This is a genomic window from Burkholderia sp. MSMB1826 (assembly GCF_001526325.1).
Taxonomy (GTDB): Bacteria; Pseudomonadota; Gammaproteobacteria; order Burkholderiales; family Burkholderiaceae; genus Burkholderia.
The window spans coordinates 52263-69665 of record NZ_LOYN01000044.1; the positions used below are offsets into that span (position 1 = coordinate 52263).

A 17403-nucleotide genomic window follows, 5' to 3' on the forward strand; every position below is an offset into this window, starting at 1 on the left:
TTTAACGACTCGCGATTCATGCGACTAGATGGCAAAATCGGCATGAACCTATGCCGTGGCGCATTAATCAATGGAAGACTTCAACGATCTGGTGGCGTTCATGGCCGTCGCGCGCGAGCGCAATTTCACCCGTGCGGCCGCGCAGCTCGGCGTGTCTCAATCGGCGTTGAGCCGAACGGTGCGCGCGCTGGAAGCGCGCATGGGCATTCCGTTGCTGACGCGCACGACGCGCAGCGTGTCGCCGACCGAGGCCGGCGAGCGGTTGCTGGCATCGATCGCCCCGCGCTTTCAGGAAATCGAGGCGGAACTGGAATCGCTGCGCGCGATGACGGACCAGCCGGCCGGCAACGTCCGGATCACCGCGACCGACTATGCGGCGAACGAGTACGTGTGGCCGCGGCTGCAACCGCTGCTGCGTCGATATCCGGCGCTCAAGGTCGAGCTGGTGAACGACTATGGCCTGACCGACCTCGTCGCCGGCCGCTACGACATCGGCGTGCGACTCGGCGACCAGATTGCCAAGGACATGATCGCGCAGCGTATCGGGCCGGACATGACGATGTCGATCATCGGTTCTCCCGATTACCTTGCGTCCCGCCCCACGGCGAAGACGCCCCAGGACCTGACCCGGCACAACTGCATCAATCTTCGGCTGCCGACCAGAAACGCGCTGCTGTCGTGGGAGTTGAGCAAGGGGCGCCGCGACTTGCAGGTCCGCGTCGAAGGGCAGTTGACGTTCAACAACGTCTATCAGATGGTCGACGCGGCGCTTGCCGGCTTCGGGCTCGCCTATGTGCCGAAGGACCTGGTCGCGCATCACGTCGAAGCCGGACGGCTCGGCTGGGTGCTGGAGGACTGGTTTCCAACGTTCGTCGGGCACCACGTCTTTTATCCGAGCCGGCACAAATCGTCGCGAGCCATGGAACTCGTGGTCGACGCGCTCAGGGCCGGGTATCGACGCACCACACGATCGGCATGAGCCGTGACGCCGATGTATCGACAGCGTCCCGCCCGTGACGACATCGCTCCCGCGTCGCGCATCACTTCGGAAACACGCCCCGGCTCATTGCATCGAGTTGCCGAACGATCTCGGCGCGCAATTCGGCCGATACGTCGACGCTGTCGAGCAATTCCGAAATCCACAACCCGTCGGCCGCGAGCCGGCAGATCATCAGCGTCGCGGCCTGCTCGAGCGGCACCGGGTCGGGCCGCGTCCATTCGCGCATCGGCACCGACCATCGCGCGCGCGTGTCCGTCTCGGTGATCATCGACGCGACCAGCACGCGCAGCACGTCGGTACTCGCGGCCGGATGGGCCGCATCGAGCACCGCATGCAGATACGCGCGCGCCGCCGCGCCGTCGCCGTCGGAATCCGCCGCCAGCCGCGCGGCCAGTTGCGCGCCGAACCGCTCGGTCGCCTGCCCGAACAGCGCGTCCAGCAACCCCTGCTTGTTCGCGAAGTGATATTGCAGCGCGCCTTTCGTCACGCCGGCGCGCTCGGCCACCGCATCGAGCGTCAGCGCGGCCACGCCGTGATGCGTGGCAATCTCCGACGCGGCCGCCAGCAATTGCGCGCGCACCTGATCCGGCGCTTTTTTTCGCCGCACGCCGGCCGCGGCCGCGGCTGCCGCCGGCGCCGATGATCCTTCAAGCGCCGGTGCAGCGGGCGTTTCAACCGGTTCGACGGGCGCGGACACGTCGCGCGGCGCGGGTTCGAGGCGTTTTTTCATGGTGCGGATGGTAGCACCGCGCGTCTCGATATAAACATTCCAGCTGGATGGTATGATCCGCCGCATGAACAAATCGGCCCCCTCCCCCTGGTCCGCGCTCGACACTGCCATCGCCCGTGGACGCGACGCACTCGTGCGCCTTCAGCAACCCGACGGCAGCTGGTGTTTCGAACTCGAATCCGACGCGACGATCACCGCGGAATACATCCTGATGATGCATTTCATGGGCCGGATCGACGACGTGCGCCAGGAGAAGATGGCGCGCTACCTGCGCGCGAATCAGCGGCTCGACACGCACGGCGCATGGGATCTGTACGTCGACGGCGCGCCGGACGTGTCGTGCAGCGTGAAGGCGTATTTCGCGCTGAAGGCGGCCGGCGACAGCGAACACGCGCCGCACATGATCCGCGCGCGCGACGCGATCCTGAAGCTCGGCGGCGCGGCACGCTCGAACGTGTTCACGCGCATCCTGCTCGCGACGTTCGGCCAGGTGCCGTGGCGCGCGACGCCGTTCATGCCGGTCGAATTCGTGCTGTTCCCGAAGTGGGTGCCGATCTCGATGTACAAGGTCGCGTACTGGGCGCGCACGACGATGGTGCCGCTGCTCGTGCTGTGCTCGCTGAAGGCGCGGGCGCGCAATCCGCGCAACGTCTCGATCCGCGAACTGTTCGTCACGCCGCCGGACGAAGAGCGCCGGTACTTCCCGCCCGCGCGCGGCATGCGCCGGCTGTTCCTCGCGCTCGACCGCACGGTCCGCCATATCGAGCCGCTGATACCGAAGCGCCTGCGGCAGCGCGCGATCCGGCATGCGCAAGCGTGGTGTGCGGAACGGATGAACGGCGAGGATGGGCTCGGCGGCATTTTCCCGCCGATCGTGTACAGCTATCAGATGATGCAGGTGCTCGGCTACCCGGACGACCATCCGCTGCGGCGCGACTGCGAAAACGCGCTGGAGAAGCTGCTGGTCACGCGGCCGGACGGCAGTGTGTATTGCCAGCCGTGCCTGTCGCCGGTGTGGGACACCGCGTGGAGCACGATGGCGCTCGAGCAGGCGCGCGGTGTCGCGGCGCCGGAAACCGGCGAGTCGGCCGGCGCGCTGCGCGAACTCGATGCACGCATCGCCCGCGCGTACGACTGGCTGGCCGAGCGGCAGGTGAACGACCTGCGCGGCGACTGGGTCGAGAACGTCCCGGCCGACGTCGAGCCGGGCGGATGGGCGTTCCAGTACGCGAACCCGTATTACCCGGACATCGACGACAGCGCGGTCGTCACCGCGATGCTCGATCGACGCGGCCGTACGCACCGCCATGCGGACGGTACGCACCCGTATGCGTCGCGCGTCGCACGCGCGCTCGACTGGGTGCGCGGGCTGCAATCGCGCAACGGCGGCTTCGCGGCGTTCGATGCGGACTGCGACCGCATGTACCTGAACGCGATCCCGTTCGCCGATCATGGCGCGCTGCTCGATCCGCCGACCGAGGACGTATCGGGCCGCGTGCTGCTGTGCTTCGGCGTGACGAAGCGCGCGGAAGACCGTGCGTCGCTCGCGCGCTGCATCGACTACGTGAAGCGCACGCAGCAGCCCGACGGCAGCTGGTGGGGCCGCTGGGGCACGAACTACCTGTACGGCACGTGGAGCGTGCTGGCCGGCCTCGCGCTCGCCGGCGAGGACAAGTCGCAACCCTATATCGCACGCGCGCTCGACTGGCTGCGCGCGCGGCAGCATGCGGACGGCGGCTGGGGCGAGACGAACGACAGCTACATCGACCCGAAGCTGGCCGGCACGAACGGCGGCGAAAGCACGTCGAACTGCACCGCGTGGGCGCTGCTCGCGCAGATGGCGTTCGGCGACTGCGAATCCGATTCGGTGAAACGCGGCATCGCGTATCTGCAGTCGGTGCAGCAGGAAGACGGTTTCTGGTGGCACCGTTCGCACAATGCGCCGGGCTTTCCGCGCATCTTCTACCTGAAGTATCACGGCTATACCGCGTACTTCCCGCTGTGGGCGCTCGCGCGTTACCGGCGGCTGGCGGGCGCCGCCACTGCTGCGCCGGCGGTCGTCGAAGCGGACGGCACGGCTATCGCTTGAACGACCACGCGCTCGATCGCGCTGCGCGCGTCGAAACCCGGCGGAAACGAGACGAACGATGCGTCGCGCAGGTCAGCCCGCCGCGCGACGCACTTGTGTGCGCAACGCGCGCGGCAGGATGCGGGACGGGATCGGCGTCTTCGACGTGGTGCGGTCTTGCGCCCGGCGAGACGATCGGCCGGATCAGACGAAGCCCTCTTCGACCAGCGTGCAGCCGTGGGCCGTGATCTCGTGCCGCTGGCCCGAGCCGCCGACCACGCGGCTCCAGCTCTCGGACACGAGCACCGCGGCATCGCCGTCCGTACGCAGCGCATAACGGAATCCGCCATACATGCCGGGCACCGCGAACCACATGCGCCCGGCTTGCGCGTCGAATTCGAGCAGCGGTTCGAGTTCGGGAAAACGCAGTGCGTCGACCCGCAGGTGCGCGATGCGGCCACCGATCATGTCGTGGAAATGGCGCTGGATGGCGCGCAGCGTGCCGTCGGGCACGAAGCGCCGCGGCTGCGGCGTCAGCAGCGCGACCAGATGCCGATGCCCGCGCGACGCGGCAATGTCGACCGCGCGCCCACCTCGCGCATCGCGCAGCATGCGCCATGCGCCGAGCCGCAGCAGTTCCGCGACGACCTCCTGCGGCGCGCCGCCATACGCGGCCTGATGCAGCGGCGCGTATAGCGACGTGCCGCCCGGCCGCGTCGCGTTGACGAGCGCAGGCTGTTGCGCGACACGCTCGATCAGTGTCGCCCATGCGCCGTCGCGCGCCGCATCGGCCAATGCGTGCCGGCTCGCCAGTTGCGCGTCGTCGAGCACGTCGGCGCCCGTGATTCCGTCCCATGCGATGCTCAATCGGTTCTCCTCCGTCGCCCGGTGCGTCGCCCGCCGCGCACCGGATTGCCCGCCATCATAAGCACTTCCCGACAGGCGCGCGCGGCGACATTACCGCCCGTCGCCGAGCGATCCGAGGATCCGGTACGCGACCTTCACGCGGTCCTCGATCGGCACGTTGCCGTTCGCGAGCATCACGATCGCGATCCGCTTCGCGGGAACGAACGCGACATACGTGCTGAAGCCGCCGGTCGAACCCGTCTTGTTGATCCAGGTCGCGGGGTTCGGCGCGAGCGGCGGCTGGATCGCGCTGGCCGGCACCGCATCGAACAGCATCTTCGGCGCATTGCCCGCGAGCAGCGTGGGCAGCGCGACCGGGTACGGATACTGTTCCCAGATCAAATCCTGCGTCAGCGGGCCTGCGCGGAAGTAGCCGGTGTGCGTGCGTTCGATCGCGCGCTGCAGGCGCGGCGCGGTCTGGATCATCCCCATGTTCGCCTGCACGAAGCGCAGCAGGTCGGCCGCCGTGGTCCGCACGCCGTACGCCTGCTGCCACAGCATGCCTTGCGTCATCCGGGTCGGCTTGCCGTCCTTCGTGTAGCCCTGCGCATAGTCGGCCATGCGTGCGTCGGGCACGTCGATGTAGGTGTGCGTCATTCCGAGCGCGGGAAAGAGCCGCTGCTCCATCAGCGTCGCGAAATCCCGGTGCATCGCCTTCGCCGTGAGCCAGCCGAGCATGCCGATCGCGACGTTCGAATACTTGCGGTGCGTGCCGGGCGCATAGTCGGGCCGCCACGCGCCGAGATAGCGGATCAGGCCCGCGTCGTCGCGGATGCCGTCCGGTACCTGCAGCGGCGTCCCGCCGGGCGTGTGCGTGCCGAGCTGAAGCAGCGTCACGACGCCGAACGGCTTGCCCTGCAGCTCGGGCAGATATTTGGCCACGGGGTCCGCGAGCGACAGTTCGCCGCCCTCCTGCGCGTCGGCGGCGAGCGTCGCGGTCAGCGTCTTGCTCACCGAGCCGATTTCGAACAGCGTGTCGCCGGTCACCGGCTTGCCGGTTTGCTTCGACATCACGCCGTAGTCGAACACGTAGGGCTTGCCGTCGGCGACGATGCCGACCGCCATGCCGGGGATTGCGTACTGCTTCATCAGCGGCGCGATATGACGGGTGACGGTGTCGTGGAGGTCGTCCTGCGTGACGGCGGCCGCACGACCGGCCGCGGCGGTCGCGCATGCGGCGACGAACAGGGTCGCGGCGAAGCGTGTCGCATTGAATCGCATGAGTGCGGTTCCTTTCGATTCCAGATGGTTGCATGGACAACAGATCTGGCCGCGCTGCGCGGAGCGGGCGGCGGCCGGCCTGTCGAAGCAGGACTATCCGCTACCGCCCGGTCGCCAACAATCGACGATATGTTGCGCGAGCCGAAAGAAAAACTTATGAAGTGCGCGACATGCCGGACGAGGCCGCGACGACGTCGGCGGCGCATGCCTGTTTTTTTCAGGAAAACCGGCCGGGTTTGACGGCATCGAATCCGGGCACATGCAGCCGATCGCCCGCGAACGCGTGCGCGCCGAATTCCTGCGCTCGCGCGCCGGCACGAGGCTCGCCCGGCAACTGCAACGCGTCACCTGCGCGATGGCGCTCGACATGCGAAAACGCGGCCGACGCACGCCTGCGCATCGCCGGCCCGTGCGCGCATCACCCCGGCAGCCGGTCGAGAAACGCCAGCATCGCCGCGTTGAACCGCGCGGGCCGCTGCAGCGGCGCAAAATGGCTCACGCCGGGCAGGATCGTCAGCGTCGCGCCGGGAATCGTTCGCGCGAGGTACGCCGCATGCTCGGGCCGGATGAATTCGTCGTGCTCGCCCTGCACGATCGCAACCGGCACGGCGATCGCCGCGAGATCCTGCGCGGTGTAATTCGGTTGCGTGCGCATCATTTCGCTGACGGCGGCCACGAACGCGTCGAACTGGTCCGGTGTCGCGGACAGGTGCGCATAGTCCTTGCGATGTCGCGCGAAACAACGGTCGATCAGCGGGCTCGGCACCATGTCCTTCGTGCCGCCCGGATCCATGTTGCACGCGAAGAAGAACACGCCGGCCGCGCGTTCCGGCGCGCGGGCGGCCAGCACGAGCGCGATGCATGCACCGTCGCTCCAGCCGACGAAGCGTGCACGGTCGACCTGCAGCACGTCGAGCACGGCCAGCACGTCCGATGCCATCCGTTCGTACGAATAGGGGCGGTCGTCGCGCGTGCTGCGGCCGTGGCCGCGGCTGTCGATCACGATCGCGCGGTAGCCGGCCGCGCGCAGCGCCGGTACCTGGTTGCCCCAGTTGCCGCCATGGCCGAGGCCGCCGTGCAGCAGCACGACCGCCGGCCCCTGGCCGAACGACGCGTGCCAAATGCGCGCACCGTCGTGGTCGAGCCATCCTTCGACATCGGCCGCCGGCAGCGGCGTGCCGCCGTGCGCGTCGAAGCGGACGAGTTCGTCGTCGTCGAATTCCGCATTCATCGTTCAGTCGTCCTCGAGAGGGAGACGCGCTTGCGATTGTAATGCGTGCGGCCGACGCCGCCGTCGCCGCTCAGGCCTGCGTCGACACCAGCCCGCCCGACGGCGAGCCGCCGGATTTTTCGAGCGCCGCGGCAAGTTGCGAGATCGCCGTCGCCAGCGCGGCTGAAATCGCGCTGGCTTCCGCACTCAGCGACTGCTGTTCGACGGCCGCGGCCGGGTCGTCCTTCGCGCGCTGGGCCGCGGTGGCCATCTGCCGCTCCAATGTCGCGAGCTGCTTCTGCAGCCGCTCGATCAGCGCCTTCAACTGGGCAACCGCCGGGTCTTCCGACGATGCGCCCGCCGCGCCGGACGTGGCGCCGGCGGCACCCGTCGAATCCTTCGCGCCGGTGGTGCCGGTGGTGCCGATGGTGCCGCTCGAACTCGTGGCGCTCGCGGTATCCGTTGCGCCGCCGGTGGACGACGTCGGCGCGGGCGGGTTCGCGGTCACGCCGCTGTCCGCGAGCGGCGATCGCGGGGTCGTGGAGAAATCGATCTGCATCGTGTCGGTCCGTGAGTCGTGTCGGTAAACCAAATGACAGGGGCGGAAATCGCCTTTCAATTGTTTACGGCATTCGTCACACGAAACTTGAATATCGGGGGTCGGGTGGATTGCCGGACGATGACCGCCATTGATCGCGAAAGGGCCAGATTGGCGGCACGATGGCGCTGGTAAAATCGCCGCTTCGCCGGCCGGGATGCGCATGTCGGAGTCCTCTTTCCAGGCCCGATCGCCGATGCCGCCGGCTGCGACTCCGGGCCGGCATGCAACGTGTGCCGACACCGGCATCGCGGCTTCCCGGAGCGCCTTTTCCGTTCGGCTGCGTGCGTGCCCCGCTCACTGCTCGAGCGGCGAACGCCGTGCGGCACACATTCACTTCATCACGCATTCGAGGAACACACGATGGCCCGCATCGGCGCCTTCTGCATCACGACGTGGCTCGCCGCCGCGATTCTCTACTTCGGCCAGCACTCCGTCGCGATGATCGTGCTCAGCGGTGTCGTGGTATTCGGCGGGTTCGATCTGCTGCGTCCGTAACCGCGCGGCCTTGCAAGCCGGTGCGGGCGTACCGGGCGCTTCCGTCCTTGGCATCCTCGCGTGCGCGTCGCCGACTTGCGCGATCGACAACGCTTCGCCGAGCCGCTCGATGATGTTTTCCGCCATCTCATGGCTGCTCGACAAGCCGCGAACGGAGCCCGCCACGCGCGTCAGCGCGGCAACGTCCTCAACGAAGACGGCCCGGCCGTCAGCGCGATCCGCTTGCCCGTGTCGCGCAGCTTGCCGCCCTCGACCGCATACAGCGCAAGCTGCCGTTCGACGTTGAACTGCACGATCACGTGCCGGCTGTCGGCGGTAAACACGATGCCCTGCGCGGCTTCGCCGCCCGGCGCCTCGCTCACCTTCACCGCCTGCCCGTCGCGGATTTCGAACAGCAGCACCCTGCCGAGCTTGTGGCGACCCGGGTTGTCGGCCGTCAGGTTCGAGCCGTCCATCGCCTGCACGGCGATCCACTTGCCGTTCGGAGAAATCGCGACGCCTTCCGGCAGCGACGGCACCGTCAAATACTGGACCATGCGAAACGGCACGCGCGATACGTCGATCAACGCGACCGAATCGGCGTCGCCCGCGAGCGTGCCGGTGTAACCCGGCAGCCCGGCGAGCCCGACGTTGCTGACGACGGCCCAGCGGTTGTCGCTCGACACGTCGATCGTGTACGGCGCAACGCCCGTGCTCAGGCGCGTGCCGCTGTCGGTCACGTTGCCGTCGTCGACGTTCAGCACCGCGATGCCCTGCTCGTCACGCAGCGACACGAGCGCATGCTTGCCGTCGTGCGTGAAGCTGATCCCGGCCAACCGCTTCTTGCCGATTTTCAGGGTGCCGTCGAGCGTCACGTGCGTGCCGTCGATGCGCAGGATCGACACGCTACCATCGACGTTGGCGACGAGCGCGAGCCGGCCCGAGCGGTCGATCGCGATCCCTTGCGGATGCGTGCCGAGCTCGACGCGCGTAATCGCGGGCGGCGCGGTGTCGAGATTCACGACCTGCAGGAACGTGTCGAACACGAGCTGCTTCGCGGCCGTGTCATAGCGCGTCGGCGCACCGACGAGCGCGAGCTTCGCGTCGGGCGTGATCGCGACGGCCTGCGGCGGCCCCTGGATGCCGTTCTCGACGTCGACCTGCAGCGCGACCTTCGGCGGAAAGATGCTCGCGTCGAGAAGCGTCAGCGTATCCGCGGGCGGGGACGGCAGATAGGTGTCGCGACCCTCGACGCGCTGGTACTTGCCGTCGTTGCCGGACACGATCCAGTCGGCGGCGTGCACGGCAACGGCCGTCGTGGCGAAGGCCAGCGCGGCGAGCAGGCGCGCGCTGCGCGGGCGGAAGGGATTCGAATGCATGGCGGTCGGTTCTCCGGATCGGGTGCGGACGCAATGGATTGCCCGACCCTGCTGCCCGACGGGCCGGCGCCATCGCATGATGCCCGAAAGCGCGCGCGACCGGCGTCTTGCGCCCCGTTTCCGTCAGCCCGTCGATCGTGCGTCCGGCTCCCACCGCTCGATGTCGTCGAGCGGATACACCGGCCGCGCGAGCCGCTCGTAGCGGAACAGTCCGAAGTCCGAGCCCGTCACGCCGCGACTGTCGCATTCGACCAGCGCGGACGAAATCGGCACGAACACCGGCCGGCAATACATCCGCGACTTCAGCAGCAGGAAGCGCGCACGGCGTGGATCGACGCCGACGCTCTCGAACACGCCGAGATCCCACGGCTCCTGCGTGCGCTCGGTGACGACGAGCGTGGCCGTGCCGATGTCGAGCACCGCCGCGCGGCCCATGTACGCACGCTGCCCGGTATACGTCGGCCCCGTGATCACGTATTCGCCGTCGGTGATCGCGCGCACGATGCCCGTCGCGCGGAACGGTTCGCGCCGCACGCCGCCGTGCGACGGCAGCCGGTTGCCGACCGGCACCGTGACGGTGGCGCCGACGCCCGCGTCGATCAGCGCCGCGACGGCTTCGGGATCGCACAACGGCCCGCTGACGATCCCGTCGAGCCCGTGCGCGAGCGCGGCTTCGAGCAGGTCCATCGTGTCGCACGGGCCGCCCGACATGCAGTTGTCGCCGTGATCGAGCATCAGCACCGGGCGATCCGCGCCGTGGGCGAGCGCGGCGGCCCGCGCGACCGATTCGGCGAGCGGCGCGCTGCGATACACGAATTCGTCGCGCGCGTCCCAGATCTGCCGCGCAATGCGTTCGGCCGCGGCGTCGGCGGCAGCGCGATCGCCGTCGGCCACCACGACCACGCTGATGCACGGCGCGGGAATATCCGCGAGCGAGAAACCGGGCAGGATCGATACCGCCAGCATTCCATCCGCCTCGGCCGCGCACGCGGCCTCCACCGCGCGCCGCATCGCGCCTTCGGCGCTCGCGCTGCGCAGCGTCGACGTCATCAGCGGCGGCTGCCGCCACGCGAGCACGGGCCGCGCGCGGCCGTGAAGCCGGTCGAGCAGCAGCCGCGCCGCATGCTCGCCGGTCTCGTACATATCGACGTGCGGATACGTCTTGAAACTGACGATCACGTCCGCGTGATCGATCATCTTCTGCGTGACGTTCGCGTGCAGGTCGAGCGCGACCGCGATCGGCGCACCGGGCAGCGCCGCGCGCACGCGCGCGAGCAGGTCGCCCTCGCCGTCCACGCTCTGCTCGGCGACCATCGCGCCGTGCAGGTCGAGCATCACCGCATCGCAGCCGGGCGCGGCGGCGACGATCGCATCGCAGATCGCCGCATACGCGTCGGCCGCGACCGGCCCGCTCGGGTTCGCGGCCGCCGACACGGGCGTCACGATATCGGCGCCTTCGCGCTCGGCCGCGTCGATGAACGCGGCCATCGCGGTGCGCATCCCGCGATTCGCGCGATACGCGTCGTCGCCCCAGTCGGGGCCGTTGCGGCCGAACGCGGCAAGCGGCGTCGGCACCGGCGAGAACGTGTTGGTCTCGTGGTTCATCCGGGCGATCAGGATCTTCATCGCGCACGGCCCTCCGCGATCCCGGCCGCGCCCAGCATCGCATGCAGCAGCACGTTGCAGCCGGCTTCCAGATGCACCGGATCGGCGTCTTCGATCTCGTTGTGACTGATGCCGTCCTTGCACGGCACGAAGATCATCGCGGTCGGCGCCACGCGCGCGAGATACACCGCATCGTGGCCCGCGCCGCTGATCACGTTCATCGACGACAGCCCGAGCGCGTGCGCCCCGGCGCGGACCTGCTCGATCAGCGCCGGATCGAACGGCTGCGGCGGAAAATACACGACCGGCTCGATGTCGATCCGCATCCCGGCCGCCGCGCCCAGGTCGGCGCATGCCGCACGCAGTTGCGCGTCCATCGACGCCAGCGTCGCGTCGTCGGCCGCGCGCAGGTCGACGGTCAGCGTCACGCGGCCGGGAATCACGTTGCGCGAATTCGGGTGCACGTCGACCCAGCCGACCGTGCCGCGTCCGTGCGGCGGATGCGCACGCGCGATGCCGTTCACCGCACGCACGAGATCGGCCGCGACCAGCAGCGCATCGCGGCGCAGTTCCATCGGCGTCGGGCCCGCATGCGCCTCCATGCCGTGTACGGTCACGTCGTACCAGCGCTGCCCGAGCGCACCCTCGACCACGCCGATCGTCGTGTCGTGCGCCTCCAATACCGGCCCCTGCTCGATATGCGCTTCGAAATACGCGCCGACCGGATGCGCACCGTGCCCGTCGTCCGCGCCGCCCGCATAGCCGATCGCGGCCAGCGCATCGCGCACCGACACGCCATCGCGATCGCGTTGCGCGAGCGCATGGTCGAGCGTGAACGCGCCCGCGAACACGCCGGACCCCATCATCACCGGAACGAAGCGCGACCCTTCTTCGTTGGTCCAGACGGCCACCTCGAGCGGCGCGCGCGTGCGCACCCCGGCGTCATCGAGCGTACGCAGCACCTCGAGGCCGGCCAGCACGCCGTAGTTGCCGTCGAACTTGCCGCCGGTCGGCTGCGTGTCGATATGGCTGCCCGTCGCCACGGGCGGCAGGTCGTCCCGTTCGCCCGCGCGCCGCGCAAAGATATTGCCGATCGCATCGACGCGCACGGTGCAGCCGATTTCCTTGGCCCAGGCGACGAACAAGTCGCGTGCCTGGCGATCGAGGTCCGTGAGCGCGAGACGGCACACACCGCCCTTGTCGGTCGCACCGATCCGCGCGAGGCGCATCAGGCTGTCCCACAGCCGCGCGCCATCGACGCGCAAGCCGGACGCCGCGACGCCCGGAGTCACATCCTGTACTTGCATCGTTGCCATTCCTCGCATTGAAAGGGCCGGGCGCTCATGCGACACCGACGCCCAGGTAGCGGTCCTTCACGTCGTGATCGGCCGCGAACGCCGCGTTGCTGCCTTCGTAGACGATCACGCCCTGTTCGATCACGAAGTGGCGGTCCGCGAGCTGCGTGCACACTTCGAGGTTCTGTTCGACGAGCAGGATCGCGACGCCGGCCGCCTTGATCTGCTTCAACTGCGCGACGATTTCCTCGACGATCACCGGGGCGAGCCCCTCCACCGGCTCGTCGAGCATCAGCAGCCGCGGATGATTCATCAGCGCGCGGCCGATCGCGAGCATCTGCTGCTCGCCACCCGACAACTGAGCGCCGCCGTTGCGGCGGCGTTCCTTCAGGCGCGGAAAGATCCGGTAGATGTCGTCGAGCTGCCACGGCGAATCGCGACGCGCGCCGAGCCGCAGGTTTTCCTCGACCGACAGCAGCCGGAAAATCCCCCGATGCTCGGGCACGAAGCACAGGCCGCGCGCCGCGATCCGGTGCGCCGGCTGCCCGGACACCGGCCGGCCCGCGAACGTCACCGTGCCGCCGGTGGGCGCGACGACGCCCGCGATCGTCTTGAGCGTCGTCGATTTGCCCGCGCCGTTGCGGCCGAGCAGCGTCACCGTCTCCCCTTCGCTCACGTTCAGCGAAATGCCCTGCAGCACGTGGCTCTTGCCGTAGCAGGCGTGCACCTCCTTCACGTCGAGCATCATGCGCGGCCTCCCGTGATCATGTTGCCGAGATAGGCGCTGCGCACGCGCGCGTCGCCGCGAATCGCGTCGGGTCGGCCTTCGACCAGCACGCGCCCTTGCTGCATCACCGTGATCGTGTCCGAGATGTCCATCACGATGCCCATGTTGTGTTCGATCAGCACGACCGTGTAGTCGTCGCGCAGGCCGCGGATCAGCGTCTTCATGTCGTCGAGATCGTCGATGCCCATGCCCGACGTCGGCTCGTCGAGGAAGATCGCGCGCGGTCGTGCCGCCAGCGCCATCCCGACCTCCAACCGGCGCTGCTGGCCATGCGACAGCACACCGGACGCCGTGTCGGCGAAGCGCTGCAGGCCGAGCCGCTCGAGTACGTCGTCGATGATGCCGTCGTGCGCGAGCGCGCCGCGCGGCGGCGCCCACGGATTGAGCGCCCGGCGCGATTCGACGCCCTGCGCGGCGACGCGCAGGTTCTCGCGCACGCTCAGGTTCGGAAACAGGCTCGTCACCTGGAACGAGCGGGCGATGCCGCGCCGCACGCGCTTGTGATCGGGCTCGTGCGACACGTCGTGACCGTCGAACAGGATCGAGCCCGACGTGATCGGCAGCGTGCCGGTCAGCGTATGGAACAACGTCGTCTTGCCCGCGCCGTTCGGGCCGATCACCGAATGCACGGTGCGCGGCATGATGCGCAGATCGACGCCGCCCAGCGCCGTGAACTTGCCGTAGCGCTTGACGATGCCGCGCGCTTCGAGAATCGCTTCGCTCATTGCCGCTCCTTGTCCGTGGTCGCCGTGCGATCGCTACGCCGCAGCGACGCCACGATGCGTTCGCCCAGCCCCCACAACCCGCGCTGCATGAACAGGCTGACCGCGATCAGCACGAGGCCGAGCAGCAGCAGCCACCGAGGCCACAGCGTCGACAGCCAGTCCGCGAACAGTACGTAGAACGCCGCGCCGAGCACCGACGCGAACAGGTTGCCCGTGCCGCCGATCACCGTCATCACGAGGATCATCTCGCTCGTGTGATAGTCGATGTTCGACAGCGGCGCGATGCCCGTCATCAGCGCGTGCAGCGCCCCCGCCAGGCCCGTGACCGCGCCCGAGATCACGAACGCCGCGAGCTTGAAGCGCTTCACGTCGTAGCCGGCCGCCGCCGCGCGCGCCTCGTTGTCGCGGATCGCGAGCAGCGTCCGGCCGAATACCGAGCGCGACACGCGCAGCAGCAGCCAGAACACCGCGACGAACAGCACCGCGACGAAGCCGTAGTAGCGCCACGGCGAATCGAGCGAGACGAGCGGATGGCCGAGCGCGGACAGCGCGGGGCGCGGGATGTCGAGCAGCCCGTTGTCGCCGCCCGTCACATCCGGCGTCGTATACGCGAGGAAGTAGAACAGTTGCCCGAACGCGAGCGTCAGCATCACGAAATACGTGCCGCGCTGCCGGATCGAGAACCAGCCGACGAGCGCGGCCGCGATCGCGCCAAGCACCGCGGCCGCGACCAGCGCGGCCGTCACGGACGCGACGCCGCGCGTCAGCACCAGCCCCGCCGCGTAACTGCCGAGCCCGAAGAAGATGCCCTGCCCGAACGACAGCAGCCCCGTGTAGCCGAGCAGCAGGTTGCAGCCGAGCGCGGCGAGCGCGAACACCAGTACTTCGGTCGCGAGCGAGCCCGAACTCAACACGAGCGGCAACACGCACGCGGCCACCACCGCGAGCCAGCCTTCCGGCCGCTGCAGCACGCCGCGCCACGGCTGCGGGCGTTGCGACGCCGCCGCGCCCGGCGGCAGCGGTTTCGACGATTCGATCATGCAGCCCTCCCCAGCAAACCGTTCGGACGCAGCAGCAGCACGGCCGCCATCGCGACATAGATCATCAGTCGCGCGCCTTCCGGCCACAGCGTGCTCATCAGGCTCTGCACGACGCCGACCAGCAATCCGCCGACGAGTGCGCCGAGAAAATTCCCCATCCCGCCGACGACGACCACGACGAACGCGACGCCGAGCGCCTCGATGCCCATGAACGGATCGACGCCGCGAATCGGTGCGGCGAGCACGCCGGCCAGCGCCGCGGTCGCCGCGCCGAGCGCGAACACGAGGCTGAACACGCGCGTCACGTTGATGCCGAGCAGCGACACCATCTCCGTCGACTCGCTGCCCGCGCGCACCGTGCTGCCGAGCCGCGTGCCTTCGAGCACCCACCACAACAGCGCGGCGAGCACGGCCGTGAACCCGATCACGAACAACCGGTACTTCGGATAGACGAAGCCGCCCCAGATCACGACGCCGTTCAGTGCGTCGGGCGGCGGCACGTTGTCGCCGAGCGGCCCCCACGCGAGGATCGCGCACTCCTGCAGCACGAGCGCGAGCCCCACCGTCGCGAGAATGTGGAATTCATGCTGCTGCGCGTACACGTGGCGCAGCACGAGCTTTTCGACGCCCCACGCGAACGCGCCGACCACGAGCGGCACGATCGCGAGCGCGACCCAGAAATTCGCCGACCATTGCAGCGCCTGGTAGCAGAGATACGCACCGAGCAGGTAGAACGCGCCGTGAGCGAAATTCACGAAGCGCAGCAGGCCGAACACGATCGACAGGCCGACGGCGAGCAGGAAATACAGCATGCCCACGCCGATGCCGTTGACGATCTGCAGCAGATAGACGTTCATGGCTTCCGTATCGGAAAGGAAGGTAACGGACGCCCGCGGCGCGCGATGCGCCGCGAACGCATGCACGGCGTCACGCGAGCTTGCAACCCGTCTTGTCGAGCGGCAGGAACGACTGGCCCGAGCTGACGATGTCGGCGTAGTCGTCCGCGTTCTTCATCCGGCCCTTCGGCTTGCCTTTCAGCAGGTAGTAGTTCTTCAGCACCTGGTGGTCGCCCTTGCGGATTTCCTCCGGCCCCGTCAGGCCGTCGTACTTCAACCCTTCCATCGCGGCGACGACCTTCTTCGGATCGGCGCTGCCGGCCTTCACCATCGCGTCGATCAGGATCTTCGAGCAGATGTACGAGCCCGCGAGGCTGTAGTTCGGGTTCGCGTTGAACGCGGCGTTCGCGCGTTTCACCAGATCGCGGTTCAGCGGCGAATCGATGCCGTGCCAGTACTGCGCGCCGAAATACACGCCGTCGCAGATGTCCGGGCCGAGCGCCTCGAACTGCTCGAGCCCCGACGCCCACGCGAGCAGGATCGTGCAGTTGCGCTTCATTCCGAAGCTGACGGCCTGGCGCAGCGTGTCCGACGATTGCGAGCCGAAGTTCAGGATCAGCAGCACGTCGGGCTGCGCGGCGGCCGCATTCGTCAGGTAGCCGCTGAACTCCTTTTCGGCGAGCGAGTGGTAGCTGTTGCCGACGTGCTCGATGCCCTTTTCCTTGAAGATCGCCTTCGCGGCCGACAGCAGCCCGTCGCCGAACACGTATTGCGGCGTGATCGTGTACCAGCGCTTCGCCTTCGGCAGCATCTGGATCAACGGGCGGACCGTCTGCTCGATCGCGCCGAAGGTCGGCACCGACCAGCGGAAGGTCGCCGCGTTGCAATCCTTGCCGGTGATCTCGTCCGCGCCGGCCGTCGTGATGAACACGCCGCCCGCTTTCTGGACTTCCTTGCCCATCGCCAGCGATTCGGACGACAGGATGCCGCCCGCGAAGAAACGCACGCCCTTCTGTTGCGCGATCTCCTGCACGCGCCGCACGGCGGTCGCGGGCTTGCCCTCGGTGTCGAGCGCCGTATAGGCGAGCGGCGCGCCGAGCACCTTGCCGTATTGCTTGACGACCAACTGCATGCCGAGATCGGCGTACTTGCCGTTGGCGGCGAACGGGCCGGACATCGGCACCGGGCAGGCGAGCTGGATGGGCGAGCCCTGCGCGAACGCGACACGGGACGACATGCTGCCGAGCGCGCCCGGCACGGCCGACAGCGCGGCCAGTTTCAACAGTTCTCGGCGATTCAAGTTGACGCTCCTCATGATGGGGGACACACGCGATACGACCGACTGCCAAACCGTGCCCACGCCCCTGCCGGATGCGCGCCGCCGGTTGATCCTATTTATCATGATAAATAGGATCAACCTGATGCTAGAGTTGATCAAAATTGGTGTCAATCAGGCAAAATTCCGTACCCGCGCGGGGCCGATCGTCGACGATGACGCGGCGCGCGGTCAGACAAAGGAGTCGTGA

At 68.4% G+C, this 17403-nt stretch carries 17 protein-coding genes; 4 read left to right on the forward strand and 13 right to left on the reverse strand.

Annotated elements, in window-relative coordinates; all coding sequences use genetic code 11:
• Positions 1 to 70: 70 nt before the first annotated feature.
• A complete protein-coding gene (locus WS95_RS25720; protein WP_059781879.1) occupies positions 71 to 979 on the forward strand; it encodes a LysR family transcriptional regulator in 909 nt (302 codons plus the stop codon).
• A gap of 61 nt (positions 980 to 1040) precedes the next feature.
• Here WS95_RS25720 and WS95_RS25725 read toward each other — a convergent pair whose 3' ends face one another.
• Positions 1041 to 1730 carry a TetR/AcrR family transcriptional regulator gene (locus tag WS95_RS25725; RefSeq protein ID WP_059826835.1) on the reverse strand — a complete coding sequence of 230 codons (690 nt, stop codon included), beginning with the start codon at positions 1728 to 1730 and terminating at the stop codon, positions 1041 to 1043.
• A 52-nt stretch (positions 1731 to 1782) separates the two neighbouring features.
• On the opposite strand from WS95_RS25725, the gene shc reads away from it, so the two are divergent.
• On the forward strand, positions 1783 to 3819 hold the full coding sequence (gene shc / locus WS95_RS25730; protein WP_059826836.1) for a squalene--hopene cyclase: 2037 nt from the start codon (positions 1783 to 1785) through the stop codon (positions 3817 to 3819).
• A 183-nt stretch (positions 3820 to 4002) separates the two neighbouring features.
• Here shc and WS95_RS25735 read toward each other — a convergent pair whose 3' ends face one another.
• The 4 genes from WS95_RS25735 to WS95_RS25755 form a co-directional block, all read right to left on the reverse strand.
• On the reverse strand, positions 4003 to 4665 hold the full coding sequence (locus tag WS95_RS25735; protein ID WP_059826838.1) for an ankyrin repeat domain-containing protein: 663 nt from the start codon (positions 4663 to 4665) through the stop codon (positions 4003 to 4005).
• 90 nt (positions 4666 to 4755) lie between these two features.
• Complete coding sequence (ampC, locus tag WS95_RS25740; protein WP_059826840.1) at positions 4756 to 5925, reverse strand: class C beta-lactamase; 1170 nt, start codon at positions 5923 to 5925, stop codon at positions 4756 to 4758.
• A gap of 418 nt (positions 5926 to 6343) precedes the next feature.
• Complete coding sequence (locus WS95_RS25750; RefSeq protein ID WP_059826841.1) at positions 6344 to 7156, reverse strand: alpha/beta fold hydrolase; 813 nt, start codon at positions 7154 to 7156, stop codon at positions 6344 to 6346.
• Between the two features lie 70 nt (positions 7157 to 7226).
• On the reverse strand, positions 7227 to 7694 hold the full coding sequence (locus WS95_RS25755) for a hypothetical protein (RefSeq protein ID WP_059826842.1): 468 nt from the start codon (positions 7692 to 7694) through the stop codon (positions 7227 to 7229).
• Positions 7695 to 8096: 402 nt separating this feature from the next.
• Between WS95_RS25755 and WS95_RS35910 the strand changes: the two genes are divergently transcribed.
• Positions 8097 to 8231 carry a hypothetical protein gene (locus WS95_RS35910; protein ID WP_006767081.1) on the forward strand — a complete coding sequence of 45 codons (135 nt, stop codon included), beginning with the start codon at positions 8097 to 8099 and terminating at the stop codon, positions 8229 to 8231.
• A 170-nt stretch (positions 8232 to 8401) separates the two neighbouring features.
• Here WS95_RS35910 and WS95_RS25760 read toward each other — a convergent pair whose 3' ends face one another.
• The 8 genes from WS95_RS25760 to WS95_RS25795 all read right to left on the reverse strand — a co-directional run bounded on the left by WS95_RS25760 (position 8402) and on the right by WS95_RS25795 (position 17177).
• Positions 8402 to 9589 carry a beta-propeller fold lactonase family protein gene (locus WS95_RS25760; RefSeq protein WP_059826843.1) on the reverse strand — a complete coding sequence of 396 codons (1188 nt, stop codon included), beginning with the start codon at positions 9587 to 9589 and terminating at the stop codon, positions 8402 to 8404.
• 123 nt (positions 9590 to 9712) lie between these two features.
• Complete coding sequence (locus WS95_RS25765) at positions 9713 to 11215, reverse strand: M81 family metallopeptidase (RefSeq protein ID WP_059826844.1); 1503 nt, start codon at positions 11213 to 11215, stop codon at positions 9713 to 9715.
• Positions 11212 to 12501 (reverse strand): Zn-dependent hydrolase, encoded by a 1290-nt coding sequence (locus WS95_RS25770; protein ID WP_059826950.1) that lies wholly within the window; start codon positions 12499 to 12501, stop codon positions 11212 to 11214. The genes WS95_RS25765 and WS95_RS25770 overlap by 4 nt, the downstream gene beginning before the upstream one ends.
• Before the next feature lie 34 nt (positions 12502 to 12535).
• Positions 12536 to 13237: an ABC transporter ATP-binding protein gene (locus WS95_RS25775; protein ID WP_059781892.1), complete on the reverse strand. Its 702-nt coding sequence runs from the start codon at positions 13235 to 13237 to the stop codon at positions 12536 to 12538.
• A complete protein-coding gene (locus WS95_RS25780) occupies positions 13234 to 14001 on the reverse strand; it encodes an ABC transporter ATP-binding protein (RefSeq protein WP_059781894.1) in 768 nt (255 codons plus the stop codon). The genes WS95_RS25775 and WS95_RS25780 overlap by 4 nt, the downstream gene beginning before the upstream one ends.
• Positions 13998 to 15041: a branched-chain amino acid ABC transporter permease gene (locus tag WS95_RS25785; RefSeq protein ID WP_059826845.1), complete on the reverse strand. Its 1044-nt coding sequence runs from the start codon at positions 15039 to 15041 to the stop codon at positions 13998 to 14000. Before WS95_RS25785 ends, WS95_RS25780 begins: the two co-directional genes overlap by 4 nt.
• Positions 15038 to 15898, reverse strand: coding sequence for a branched-chain amino acid ABC transporter permease (locus WS95_RS25790; protein WP_059781898.1), 861 nt, complete (start codon positions 15896 to 15898; stop codon positions 15038 to 15040). Before WS95_RS25790 ends, WS95_RS25785 begins: the two co-directional genes overlap by 4 nt.
• Positions 15899 to 15968: 70 nt before the next feature.
• Positions 15969 to 17177, reverse strand: a complete 1209-nt coding sequence (locus WS95_RS25795; protein WP_034208916.1) for an ABC transporter substrate-binding protein — start codon at positions 17175 to 17177, stop codon at positions 15969 to 15971.
• A gap of 1 nt (position 17178) precedes the next feature.
• Between WS95_RS25795 and WS95_RS25800 the strand changes: the two genes are divergently transcribed.
• On the forward strand, positions 17179 to 17403 hold the full coding sequence (locus WS95_RS25800) for a hypothetical protein (protein WP_059826847.1): 225 nt from the start codon (positions 17179 to 17181) through the stop codon (positions 17401 to 17403).